The organism is Poseidonibacter ostreae (assembly GCF_009208075.1).
Taxonomy (GTDB): Bacteria; Campylobacterota; Campylobacteria; order Campylobacterales; family Arcobacteraceae; genus Poseidonibacter; species Poseidonibacter ostreae.
Genome location: NZ_WFKJ01000008.1, coordinates 13,225 through 25,791 on the forward strand (window position 1 = coordinate 13,225; position 12,567 = coordinate 25,791).

Below are 12,567 nucleotides of genomic sequence, written 5' to 3' on the forward strand. Positions count from 1 at the left end.
ATTTTTTAAATAAACTAATATAAATACGGATTCAATTTTGAGAAAATCAGCACACTTAACAACACAAGATATACCAACTTTAATAAAACAGCTTGCAATTCCAGCTAGTGTTGGAATGTTTTTTAATACTATGTATAATGTAGTAGATACATTCTACGCAGGACTTATATCAACCCAAGCAATTGCAGCTTTATCTCTTTCTTTTATGATATTCTTTGTAATCATTGGCCTTGGATATGGTTTTTCCTCTGCAATTACAGCACTATTAGGAAATGCATTTGGGAAGAAAAAATATAAACTAGCTTCAATTTATGCACATAAGGGTTTATTTTTTATACCTTTACTTGGTATATTTTTAAGTATCATTGGATATTTTACAGCGCCATCGTTATTCATTTTACTAGGTGCAAGTGAGCAATATTTAGAAACTTCAATCGAGTATATAAATCCAATTTTATTTGGTACCGTATTTTTTATGTTTAACTTTTCACTAAACTCAGTGCTTGTTGCACAAGGTGATACAAAAACATATAGAAATACTTTAATATTTGGATTCTTTGCAAACCTTGTTTTAAATCCTTTATTTATTTATGGATTCTTATTTATACCTGCTATGGGAATACAAGGTATTGCAATAGCAACTGTTTTAATTCAAGTAATCAATATGTTATTCATGTTATATAAAGTACTTCAAACAAAAGTTATACATTTTAAAAAGCTTGAATACTTTCTTCCAAATATAAGAGTATACAAACTATTTATGAACCAAGGCTTACCTATTAGTTTAAGTATGTTAACTATGGCATTTGGTTCACTAATTCTCACATACTTTGTATCTCACTACGGTATGCAAGCAGTTGCGGGATATGGTATTGGATATAGAGTTGAGCAACTGATGCTTTTACCTGCTCTTGGACTTAATACTGCTGTTTTAACACTAGTATCAAATAACTATGGTGCAAAAAAATATGATAGAGTTATTGAGACATTAAAAGTTGCACTTAAATATGGTTTCATAATTTCTACAGTCGGAATAATCATATTAACAGTTCTTGGTAGATTTTTTATCTCACAATTTGATTCAAATGAAACGGTTGTAAACTTTGGAGTTGATTATTTACTTGTTGAGATTTGGATTTTCTATGCTTACATTGTTTTATTTATTTGTGTATCGACATTACAAGGTATAAAAAAACCTAAGATGATTTTATTTATTAGTTTATATAGACAGATATTTGCAAAACTAATTATTGCATGGGTAATAGTAAAATATTTTGAATTAGATTATATTTATTTATGGTTTGGGATTTTATTTATGATTTATTCTGCAGCTATATTTGCATATTTTTATACAAATAGAATATTAAAAGAAGTTTGTAACAAAACTATTTAAAAGTTAAAGATAAAAGTTTTAAGCTTTATAAATTGCCTTTGAAAGAATTAACTCTTTTAAAGGCTCTTCTAAAACCTCTTTGGCTTCAACAAAATCAATCTCATTTTCTTTACATAAAAGCTCTAAAGTATCAGAAATACTCTGCTTTTTATTTGCTCTTTTAATTAGTGCAAATATAAATTGATTTATTTCTCGAAATAAAACATCATCACTTTTATAATCATAGTATATTATTAAAAAGTTTTCTCTTTTTGTTTCATAGTCTTTATTTATAATGTCAAATTTACATTTTTTTACTCTACTCCAAGGAGATAAAAGGTAAGAATTTTCCCATGAGAAATCACTCTTTTTAATCTTTTTATACTCTTTCATATATATTTCAACTTCAATCCAGTCAAAATATAAAAGTTCATATAAGTATTTTTGCTTATGAAAAAGTTTCTGTTTTTTTACAAACTTTCTATAGTCATTTGCAATCTGCCATACAAAAGGTGTACTAGGAGGATTTTTCAAAAATTCATAAATGCTTTTTTCTAGTTTATCTTCACTAATATATTTAGAAAACTCCATAAATGTAGTTTTTATAATTTCTTCAAATCTATAAAAAACCAGTTTTTGATAAACACCATATGCAGAACTATTAGGATTATTTTTTTGATCACTTATAATATCAAAGAATCTGTCTTGAACGTCTCTTTCTATACTATTTTCTGATTTTTTGATTTTCTTATTTGTCATTACGAACTGCCTTACAAATACTTTCCATTCTCTTATACTCAACTGCAAGTTCTTTTAAAGGAGGTACATTATTATCTCGTTCAATCATTACAGGTGCATCAATTTGTTTTAATGTATAATCTAAAAGTTTCCAAACACCAGAACAAATTGGCATTCCATGTGAATCGATTTTTAAACTAGATTCTTCATCAAAATAATGTCCTGCCATGTGCATATAAGCTACTTTACTTTTATCTATTTCATCAATGAATTTTCTAGCTTTAAAAGAGTGATTTACAGAGTTTACAAAGACATTATTTACATCTAAAAGCATTTGAGCACCTGATTTTTCCATTACTTCATTTATAAAATCAACTTCTCTCATTTCTGAGTATGGAACTAAATAATATGTAGCATTTTCAAGTATTAAATTTCTTTGAATTATATCCTCAACCTCTTTTACTCTATCAGCTATAATATTTACCATTTTTTTTGTCATTGGCACGGGTAATAGCTCGTAAGATTGTTTATTATCTATTGATGAGAAAGAAAGATGTTCAGAATAAAATTCGATATTGTATCTATCTAGGAAGGTTTTGATCTGCTTAACAAACTTTCTATTAAGTTTGTCAGCAGATCCGATTGATAATGATAAACCATGTGCAACAGTAGGTCTTGAAAACACTGCTTCTTCAAAAAATTTTTCAAAGATTTTAGGCATATGCATCCAGTTTTCAGGAGTTACCTCCCACCAATCTGGTTGAAATTTACTCTTTTTTATATCAAGTAAAAAATCACTTCTTAAGCCTAGTCCACATCCATTTAAATTTATCATTATTTATCTTTTCAAATAGTTGAAAAACTATTTGCTACCACACTTACCAGCTCCACAAGAACCAGCTTTTTTCTCAGTTTTCTTCATATCGCCACCACATTTACCAGCTCCACAAGAACCAGCTTTTTTCTCAGCTTTTTCTTTCATTTCACCACCACATTTACCAGCACCACATGAACCTTTTTTGTCCATTTTTTCAGTTTTCTTCATATCTCCACCACATTTACCAGCACCACATGAACCATTTCCTGCAAATGCAGTTGTAGTAGTTAAAGCAGCTCCTAACATAATTCCAGCTAATTTCATTTTAGTATTCATAATATTTCCTTTTATTTTTTGGTAATTTAAGTTTACCATTTTCATTATTTACTTTCAAATAAAGAAAGCGACTTCACTTTTTATTTATTTCATTTTTATCAAATATTCAGTGGTATTCTATATTATTATTGTGTAGTAAGTGTGTAGATTATTAAATTTAATGACTTAAGTCACAATCTTCCATTCTTCCACCTTTTTTTATAGCTAATATATAAAAAATTGATGGTATTACTATCAATGTTAAAAATGCTGAAGAGACCATCCCACCAATCATTGGGGCTGCAATTCTTTGCATCACTTCACTTCCTACTCCATTTATATACATAATAGGAATAAGTCCTCCTAATATTGCAAATAAAGTCATAAGTTTAGGACGTAACCTAAGCACCGCACCTTTATATATAGCATTATAAATATCTTCTTTTTCTATTTTTTTGCACTTTTGTTTTAACTCTATCATTGCTTCATGTAAATAAACAATCATAACAATAGAAGTTTCAGCAGCAACACCAAGTAAAGCTAGAAAACCAACAATTACTGCAATTGAGATATTAAAATCCAAGAAATCTAAATAAAATATTCCACCAGTTAATGCAAAAGGTAGTGTAAAGAAAATAATCATCGTATATGTAATATTTTTTAGTGCAAAATATATAAGTATAAAAATAAGAATAAAAGTCAAAGGAATAATATAAGCTAATCGCTGCATTGCTGATTCTAAATATTCACTCTGCCCTGCCCATTCATAATAAAAACCAGATGGAAGTTTTATATCTTCTAACAAAGTTTTTGCTTCATCTTTATATTGTTTTGCAGATATTCCACTTTTAGGTGTAATGTATATAAAGTTTACATTTAATGCTTTTTCAGATTTAATAATAGAAGGACCTTCTTCATACTTAAGCTCGGCAAACATTTCAAGAGGCTGAAAACCAAGTTTTGTCTTAATCTGTAAATTACGTAAACTTGTAATATCTTCTCTTTGAGTTGTTTCAAATCTTAAAGTCATAGGATAACGCTCTAAACCATCTAAGAAAGTTGATACTTTTGCACCTGCAACTCCAAGCGATATAGTTGATAAAATATCATTTTTATTAATCCCATATCGTGATATCATCTCTTCATCTATATTGATATTTAAATAATATCCTGAATTAATCTTATCTGTTGAAACAGAAAGTGTTTTATCAAATTTTTTTAGTTTTTGCTCTATTATTCCTGCTGTCTCTTCTAGTTTTTGATGGTTATTTCCATATAGTTTTATTCCAAGAGGAGTTCTAATACCTGTTAAAAGCATATCAATTCTACCTCTAATTGGATATGTCCAAGAATTTATAAGTCCTGCAACTTGTAGTTTCTTATCCATCTCTTCCATTAGTTTTTTATATGTCATTCCAGGACGCCACTCATTCTCTGGTTTAAATGTAACTATTGTCTCAATCATAGCTAGTGGAGCTGGATCTGTTGCAGTATCAGCTCGACCTGCTTTTCCAAATACAGTTTGTACTTCAGGAAAAGATTTTAGAATCTTATCAGTTTTAAATGTTAGCTCTCTTGCTAAATCAATACCTAAACCATAAGGAGTTACAGGCATATACATAAATACTGTTTCATTCATCATTGGCATAAATTCCCAATTTTGTTTTTTATAAACTGGATATGCTAAAACTATCGTTGCAACAAATGCTACAACAACAAAATATCTTAATTTTAAAGATAGTTTTAAAAGTGGAGAATAAAGGAAAATAAAAAACTTATTTAACCAGTTTTTATTTTCACTCATTATTTTTCCCTTTATAAAGAAGACCATTAAAATAGGCACTATTGTAATAGAAAGAATTGCTCCAGAAATCATTGCAAAAGATTTAGTAAAAGCTAGAGGAGTAAAAAGTCTTCCCTCTTGCCCTGTTAAAGCAAAAATTGGTAAAAAAGAGACTACAACCAAAATAAGAGCAAAAAAGATAGGTCGCCCTACTTGTTTTGCCGATTTAATTATAATAGAAACTCTTTCTTCATTTGAAATATTCTCTTTTCCTTGAAGATATTTATGAGCATTTTCAACCATTACAATTGTTGCATCTACCATCGCTCCAATAGCAATTGCAATTCCACCTAAACTCATGATATTTGACCCCATACCAAAAGCTTTCATAAGTAAAAATGTAATTAACACTGTAAGTGGTAAAGTAATGATAATAATAAGTGCTGATCTAAAATGGAATAAAAATAGTCCTGTTATAATCATAACAATAATAGACTCTTCAAGTAAGGTATTTGTTAAAGTATCTATTGCTTTATCAATTAGTGTTGTTCTATCATAAGTTTCAACTACTTCAACACCATCTACACTCAAAGTTTTTAACTTTTGCTTTACAGCTTTTATAACAGCATAAGGATTCTCTCCATATCGAACTACTACAATACCACCAACAGTATCACCTTCACCATTTAAATCAGCCATACCACGTCTATTTGAAGAAGTTATATTAACCTCAGCAATGTCACTAATTTTTAAAGGAATGGAATTTGTAGTTTTTACTGTAATATTTTCAATATCAACAACACTTTGTAAATAACCTTTAGCTTGAATCATATGTTCAAAACCATTTTCTAAAATTATTCTTCCACCTTTTTCATCATTGTTTTTACTTAGTGCATTTTTGACATCTTTAATACTTAAGTCATACTGCACTAATTTATCTTGATTTAGTGTGATTTCGTAGTTTTTTATAAAACCACCAATAGATGCAATTTCACTAACTCCATCAACACCAAGTAAGGCATACTTATAATAATAGTCTTGTAATGTTCGCAATTCATCTAAAGATTTAGTATCTGATTTTAAAGCATATTCATAAGCCCAACCAACACCAGTTGCATCAGGACCAATTGCTACATCTACCCCTTGTGGAAATGTACCTTGTAGTTGAGATAACTGCTCTAAAATTCTATTTCTTGAATCATATAAATCAGTTCCATCTTTAAAGATAATATATATAAGTGCATTTTGAAAAGAACTCATAGCTCGTACTGTATCTATATTAGGTAAAGACATAAGATTTGAAATCAATGGATAGGATACTTGTTCTTCAATAGTTTTAGGACTCTGCCCTGCCCACTTAACTTCTACAATTACTTGAGGAGGTGATAAGTCAGGTAAGGCATCTAAGGCTGTATTCTTAACAGCCCAAATAGATGCAAAAGTTAAAATGATTACTGAAAATAGTATTAAAAACTTATTTCTAATACTATATGATATTACACTCTCTACCATAGCTATTTCCTACCAGTCATCATCAGAGTCAGAGTTATAAAGTGCATTTGTAATAGCATCTGAGTCAAGTAGGAATAAAGCATTATTTATAACTTTATCACCTTTTTCTAAACCATCTGATATTTCATATTTATTTGAAGAAATTCTTTTAGCTTCAACTTTTATAGGTTCAAACTCTCTATTGGATATTGGTTTAAATACATAGTGATTACTTCCTTTAGTTAATACTGCCGTTTTTGGTAGTGTTAATATTGTTTTATTAAGTGATTTGATTTTTACACTTGCAAACATATTTGGATAAAGGTTTAAGTCTTTATTATCAATTATAAAACGGACATCTATAGTTTTTGTTTTTTCATTTACCATAGGATAGATAAAATCAACTTTTGATTTAATAGCTTGTGTTAAACCATCAATATAAATATAAGCACTCATATCATTTTTTATAAAAGTCAAATCTTTTTGATAAACCTGAGCTATAAACCATAACTTATTTATGTCTGCTAGTTGTAAAAGAAGTTTTCCTTTTTTAACTGCACTTTTATTATTGATATTCTTCTTTATTACTATTGAATTTATTGGAGATAATATTTTTATTCCATCAATTGAACTTTTATTCTTTTTAATTTTATTAATCTCTTCCTTAGCTAAATCTAATACTTTTAGTTTCTCTAGTGAACTTCTATAAAGATTTTTATTTATACTTCTTGCTACTTGTATCTCTTTTTGTATACTTAAGATATCATCACTATATATAGAAAATAAAGGCTCACCTTTTTTTACATACATAAAGTTTTTATTAGCATTTAGTTTCGTTATAAAACCATCAAATCTTGTAACTATATCTACTACATTTGATTCATCAATTTTTGTTTTTCCATAAAAGCTTTTAGTAATTCCAATTTTTTCTTCTTTTACCAAAGTTGTTTTTTTATTAAATAGTTGTTCTACTTCTATTATCTTTGCATTCATTACACTTATTGTAAGAATACTTAAGAATGTGGCTTTTATTATATTCATTTAAGTGCCTTATATCTATAGTATTTTGATTTTGAGTAGTTTGAATAATACTTTTCTAATTGTTCATAAGATTTAAGTTCATAAGAGATTAACTCATTTAAATTCTGTATTATCATTTGAGGTTTAATAGAAGAAAAGCTATTGTAATTTTCAAGATTTTTCTGCATTTTTTGTTTTAGAGGAATAATAGTTTCATGTATCATTGAATAGTTTTTATATGCACTATTAATATTATTTTCTAAAGACATAAGTTCTATTTTAAAGTTCTGTTTTATATCTTCTAATCTATTACGCTCTTCTTTAGCTTTAATTTTTTGTTTTAAAGCTTTTACTTTTTCTGTTTTATAAATAGATAAGGGAATATTTACTGAGATATTTGCATAATCTTTAAACTTAGAATCTCTATTAAAATAAGCAACATTTACTTTTATATCACCTTTTTGTTTTTCTAGTTCTAGTTTTGAAAGTTCATTAAATTTACCTATTTTTTCTTCTTGTATTTTTATCTTTGGATGATTTTGTATATCCATATTTAAAACTAATTTTCCTACTTCTAAAGAAGCATCAATAGTATCAATTTTTTTATATGAAATTTGCTCTAGTTTTAAATATAGATTATCTATCATATTTTTTAGATTTTGCTTTTGAATTTGCACATTTGAATATGCAATTTTTGCACTTAGTATTTCATTTTGACTTGATTTACCAAGAGAATATAATCCTTGAGATAATTTTTCTATTTTTTTAATATTTTGTTCGTATTTTTTTAAAAGTTCTAATTTTCTTTCTAATATTAAAATATTATATGAAATCTCATATATTTTAGATTTTAGTATTAGTTTTGTATCTTCTAATTGTAAAGCAGCAATAGTTTTATCTTTTTGTGAAATCTCTTCTTTAATATCTAGCTTATTTCCAACAGGAATAACTTGAGAAAAACCAATATATTGTGCTTGCATTGCTTCTTGATCTCTTTTAAAAGGTTCGTCAAAATGAATGTCATTTACACCAAGAGTTAAAGTTGGATTCATCCATTTTCTTGAAAGATTGATATTCTCATCTGCTACATTTATTGAAGATTGAATACTTTTTAAGTTTTGATTATTTTTTAAAGCAGTATCTACAATTTCATCAAGACTTAATGCAAAGCTTGATGAAATAGCAAAAGATAAAGCTATAGCTACTTTTTTCATTAGATATTCACACTTCCTCTTACTGTATGAATCTTTCCATCTTTATCTTTAAACTTTAAGTGATACTGCCATGTTCCACCCATTGAAAAGTTAACCATCATCTTATATTTTCCATCTACTAATTTAGCTTTCGCTTTATATTCCATATATGGCATACCTGGCATCTCTGGCATAAATACTTTTATTTTTACTTTTACATCTGTAACACCATTTCCATCTTTGCTTAATTGTGCATAAATATCATTATTCCCAACAATAAGAGATTTTTCAGATGTTAATACAACTTCATAACCATTTTTTTCACCTGTTTGAGATAAGGCTTGGGCATTTAAAATTCCAATACTTAAGAGCATTGCAACTATTACTTTGAATAAATTTTTCATTTGTGAAACTCCATTTTTAATTTTATAAGAGAAGTTTATCGATTTTATGTGGAGTATGTGTGGAGAGATTAAATATTAAAAAGAGAGAAAGAAAGTTGTTCCTATATTTTTTTTAGATTCTACATCTATTTTGATATTATATTTAGCACAAATATGACTTACAATATTTAGCCCTATTCCAAAGCCACCCTGCTCTTTTGTAGCTCTATAGTATCTTCTGTAAATATCTTTTAATTTATCTTCTTCTATACCAATACCCGTATCAGAGATTTCTAGTATTCTATTTTTTAAAGATATATTTATTTGCCCGCTTATTTTGTTGTATTTAATTGCATTTGAGATTAGATTGTTTATCACTCTAATTGCATCATCTTTGTTTATTAAATATTCAAAGTTTTCTAGTGTAGTATTTATTTTTATTTTTTTCTTTGAAGCTAGAGGTTCTAGATATTCTAACTGCTCTAAGATTAAACTATTAAGATATATCTTTTCAGTACTTTTATTTTCATCACTTCCTTGTAAAAAAATATAAATTAAATCTTTGTATATTTCAGATACCCTTTTTGCACTAAGTCTTACTCTTTGGATTTGTTTTTCATTTAAGTTTTCTTTTTCTGTAGACATTAAAATTGCAGTTATTGGAGTATTTAACTCATGGGTTGTATCTCTAATAAAATTATTTAGTTTTTCTCTCTCTTCTTTGATTGGTTTTAAAAATAGTTTTGCTAAATAAAATCCTATTAAGGATATTAAAGAGTATAAAATAAGAAAAAAGAGTATGATATTTACTTTTAACTCTTTTATTTTATCAAAGTAACTATTCTCTTCAATAGCTATATAATATACTCCTAAATGACCTAAAGTTGATTTGTCTATTAATATAAATTGTTTTTTATCATCTTTTATTATGTCTTTTGAAAAGTCTATTTTAGACTCAAGGTTCCCATATATTTTTTCTTTTTTTTCATTATAAAAAGATATCTTATATTTATTTGTATCTAATATCTTTGTTCTATCAAAAGGTGTATCTGTCATATGTGAAAAAATTATCTTTGAAGATATTTTTGAAACTTTATTTTGCATATTTGATTTTGCTAAATCAAAATATAATCTTTTTTCATTTTCAAAATAAAAAAATGCTACAAGTAACATTAAAATAAAAGAAGAGCCTAAAAAAAGGCTAAGAAATCTTATAAAGGTTCTTTTTTCACTAAGCGTTAAATCTATAACCAACCCCTCTTGTATTTATTATGCACTCTTCTCCAAGTATTTTTCGTAAACTCTTTATATATGTTCGTATAGTTGATGCAAGCGGTGCATCTTCATAAGACCAAACATTTAAACTCAGTTCTTCAATACTTACATTTTTATTTTTATTCTTATTTAAATAAAGTAATACATCACTCTCTTTTTGTGTAATGTGAATTTGCTTATTATCTTTTTGAATATATAAGTTTTTTGTATCTAAGTATGTATTATTTGATAATTCTATTTTAGAACTAGGAGAAATATTATGTAATCTTCTAATATTATTAATACGTAAATCTAACTCTTTTAACTCAAAAGGTTTTTTTATATAGTCATCACAACCAACTTTAAAACCCTCTTCTATATCTTCAAGCATATTTGCAGAAGTAATAAAAATAGCAGGAGTTTTTATCTCTTTATTTCTTATATCCTCTAATAATTCAAAGCCTGATAAGTTTGGAACATTAACATCCAAAAGTAATAAGTCAAATGTTTGTGAATAAATTTTTTCTTGAGCTTCTTCTCCATTGAATACTGAAACTATTTCATAGTTATTCTCTTCTAGGTGCTCTGTAATGATTTCATTTAGGATTAAATCATCTTCCATTAGTAGTATTTTCATGCTATCCACCTTAAAAATATTAGTAACCATTTTAGGTACCCAGTGGTACCTAAAATTTAAAATGAAAACTTAAGATTTATTCTTTGTTAAAGTTCTTTTCAATTGCAGTATTTAGTCTTGATTTTGTTTCATCAAAGCCTAAAACAGAAATAATATCATAAACTGAAGGTGCTTGTGTTCCACCTGTTAATGCAATTCTAATTGGTTGGAACAATTGTGGAAATTTTAAACCATTACTTTCAATAAATGGTTTTGTAATTGCTTCAACATTTTCAACAGAATATAATTCATCTTTATTCTCTTCTAGTAAAGCTAAGTACTTATTTAACATCTCAATAGTACCCTCTTTTACAAACTTCTTACTTCCTTTTGCTTCATATGAAGTTGGTACTTCTAAAATAGTATTAACAGCTGTTTTTAATTCAAGTAAAGTTTGTGCTCTTTGTTTTGATAAATCTAAGATTTCCATTTTTTTAGAATAATCGTGTAAATCTAAATCAAAAGCTTTTAACTCTTCAACTAATCTATCATTTGAAACTGCTTTTATATATTCAGAGTTTAACCATAAAAGTTTTTCTGCATTATAAGAAGATGCTGATTTATTAATATTATTTGGATCAAATAGTTCTAACATTTCATCCATTGAAAATACTTCTTGATCACCATTTGACCAACCAAGTCTTACTAAGAAATTTAAAAGTGCTTCAGGTAAATATCCATCAGCTTTATATTGCATTACATCCATAGCTCCATCTCTTTTAGATAGTTTCTTACCCTGTGGATTATTAATCATTGGCATATGATAAAACTTTGGAACATCAAAACCTAAAGCATTGTAGATTACAATTTGTTTAGGAGTATTTGTAAGGTGGTCATCACCTCTTAAAACATCAGTCATTCCCATTAAATGATCATCAATAGCTACAACAAAGTTATATATAGGCATTCCATTTGCACGTGCAATTACAAAATCATCAACTTGGTTTGCATCAAATTTCATAGAACCTTTTACACCATCTTCAAAAGTAATAGCACCTTCTTTTGGAGCTTTAATTCTAATAACAGGTTCAATATCTGCTGGAATCTCTGGTAGTACTTTACCATCTTCTGGTCTCCAAGTTCCATCATATCTAGGATTTTCTTTAGCAGCTTCTTGTGAAGCTCTTAAAGCATCAAGTTCATCTCTACTCATATAACACTTATATGCTTTACCCTCTTCTAAAAGTTGATTAATATATTTTTTATAAATATCAACTCTTTTTGATTGGTATTCGATTTCACAGTCACTTGGCATTCCAACCCAATCAAAAGCTTCTAAAATTGCTCTTACGGCATCTTCATTATTTCTAGCATTATCTGTATCTTCTATTCTTAGTTTAAACTCACCCTTTGTTTTCTTTGCCCAAAGATAACTATAAAGTGCAGTTCGTAGACCTCCAATATGTAAATATCCAGTTGGACTTGGTGCAAATCTTGTAATTGCCCCGCTTGTAATTGACATTGTTTACTTCTCCTCTTTCTTATTATAAATATAAAATCCTACGCCTGATACTATTGCTACAAT

The 12,567-nt window shown here is 27.5% G+C and carries 11 protein-coding genes; 1 reads left to right on the forward strand and 10 read right to left on the reverse strand.

Annotation, left to right across the window (positions count from 1 at the left end):
• Window positions 1-37 precede the first annotated feature (37 nt).
• Complete coding sequence (locus GBG18_RS04055) at window positions 38-1,393, forward strand: MATE family efflux transporter (RefSeq protein ID WP_152188640.1); 1,356 nt, start codon at window positions 38-40, stop codon at window positions 1,391-1,393.
• Window positions 1,394-1,411: 18 nt separating this feature from the next.
• Here GBG18_RS04055 and GBG18_RS04060 read toward each other — a convergent pair whose 3' ends face one another.
• From GBG18_RS04060 to gltX, 10 genes are all read right to left on the reverse strand, one after another.
• The gene (locus GBG18_RS04060) at window positions 1,412-2,131 is read right to left on the reverse strand and encodes a putative DNA-binding domain-containing protein (protein ID WP_152188642.1); all 720 of its coding nucleotides are present in this window, start codon (window positions 2,129-2,131) and stop codon (window positions 1,412-1,414) included.
• Window positions 2,121-2,945 (reverse strand): MbnB/TglH/ChrH family RiPP precursor modification enzyme, encoded by an 825-nt coding sequence (locus GBG18_RS04065; protein ID WP_152188643.1) that lies wholly within the window; start codon window positions 2,943-2,945, stop codon window positions 2,121-2,123. The genes GBG18_RS04060 and GBG18_RS04065 overlap by 11 nt, the downstream gene beginning before the upstream one ends.
• Window positions 2,946-2,972: 27 nt before the next feature.
• Window positions 2,973-3,263, reverse strand: coding sequence for an HvfA family oxazolone/thioamide-modified RiPP metallophore (locus GBG18_RS04070; protein WP_152188645.1), 291 nt, complete (start codon window positions 3,261-3,263; stop codon window positions 2,973-2,975).
• 157 nt (window positions 3,264-3,420) lie between these two features.
• On the reverse strand, window positions 3,421-6,537 hold the full coding sequence (locus tag GBG18_RS04075) for an efflux RND transporter permease subunit (RefSeq protein WP_152188647.1): 3,117 nt from the start codon (window positions 6,535-6,537) through the stop codon (window positions 3,421-3,423).
• Window positions 6,538-6,546: 9 nt separating this feature from the next.
• The gene (locus GBG18_RS04080) at window positions 6,547-7,557 is read right to left on the reverse strand and encodes an efflux RND transporter periplasmic adaptor subunit (RefSeq protein ID WP_226896397.1); all 1,011 of its coding nucleotides are present in this window, start codon (window positions 7,555-7,557) and stop codon (window positions 6,547-6,549) included.
• Window positions 7,554-8,750: a TolC family protein gene (locus GBG18_RS04085; protein ID WP_152188648.1), complete on the reverse strand. Its 1,197-nt coding sequence runs from the start codon at window positions 8,748-8,750 to the stop codon at window positions 7,554-7,556. The genes GBG18_RS04080 and GBG18_RS04085 overlap by 4 nt, the downstream gene beginning before the upstream one ends.
• The gene (locus tag GBG18_RS04090; protein WP_152188650.1) at window positions 8,750-9,133 is read right to left on the reverse strand and encodes a FixH family protein; all 384 of its coding nucleotides are present in this window, start codon (window positions 9,131-9,133) and stop codon (window positions 8,750-8,752) included. Before GBG18_RS04090 ends, GBG18_RS04085 begins: the two co-directional genes overlap by 1 nt.
• A gap of 75 nt (window positions 9,134-9,208) precedes the next feature.
• On the reverse strand, window positions 9,209-10,285 hold the full coding sequence (locus tag GBG18_RS04095) for a sensor histidine kinase (protein ID WP_193311069.1): 1,077 nt from the start codon (window positions 10,283-10,285) through the stop codon (window positions 9,209-9,211).
• A gap of 58 nt (window positions 10,286-10,343) precedes the next feature.
• Entirely contained in the window at window positions 10,344-11,003 is a 660-nt protein-coding gene (locus GBG18_RS04100) for a response regulator transcription factor (RefSeq protein ID WP_152188654.1), read from the reverse strand.
• 76 nt (window positions 11,004-11,079) lie between these two features.
• Window positions 11,080-12,504: a glutamate--tRNA ligase gene (gene gltX, locus GBG18_RS04105; protein WP_152188656.1), complete on the reverse strand. Its 1,425-nt coding sequence runs from the start codon at window positions 12,502-12,504 to the stop codon at window positions 11,080-11,082.
• Window positions 12,505-12,567 lie beyond the last annotated feature (63 nt).

Coding starts and splice junctions, on each gene's coding strand:
- GBG18_RS04060 (WP_152188642.1), bottom strand. CDS start 2,131: ATGACAAATAAGAAAATCAAAAAATCAGAAAATAGTATAGAAAGAGAC.
- GBG18_RS04065 (WP_152188643.1), bottom strand. CDS start 2,945: ATGATAAATTTAAATGGATGTGGACTAGGCTTAAGAAGTGATTTTTTA.
- GBG18_RS04070 (WP_152188645.1), bottom strand. CDS start 3,263: ATGAATACTAAAATGAAATTAGCTGGAATTATGTTAGGAGCTGCTTTA.
- GBG18_RS04075 (WP_152188647.1), bottom strand. CDS start 6,537: ATGGTAGAGAGTGTAATATCATATAGTATTAGAAATAAGTTTTTAATA.
- GBG18_RS04080 (WP_226896397.1), bottom strand. CDS start 7,557: ATGAATATAATAAAAGCCACATTCTTAAGTATTCTTACAATAAGTGTA.
- GBG18_RS04085 (WP_152188648.1), bottom strand. CDS start 8,750: ATGAAAAAAGTAGCTATAGCTTTATCTTTTGCTATTTCATCAAGCTTT.
- GBG18_RS04090 (WP_152188650.1), bottom strand. CDS start 9,133: ATGAAAAATTTATTCAAAGTAATAGTTGCAATGCTCTTAAGTATTGGA.
- GBG18_RS04095 (WP_193311069.1), bottom strand. CDS start 10,285: ATGTTACTTGTAGCATTTTTTTATTTTGAAAATGAAAAAAGATTATAT.
- GBG18_RS04100 (WP_152188654.1), bottom strand. CDS start 11,003: ATGAAAATACTACTAATGGAAGATGATTTAATCCTAAATGAAATCATT.
- gltX (WP_152188656.1), bottom strand. CDS start 12,504: ATGTCAATTACAAGCGGGGCAATTACAAGATTTGCACCAAGTCCAACT.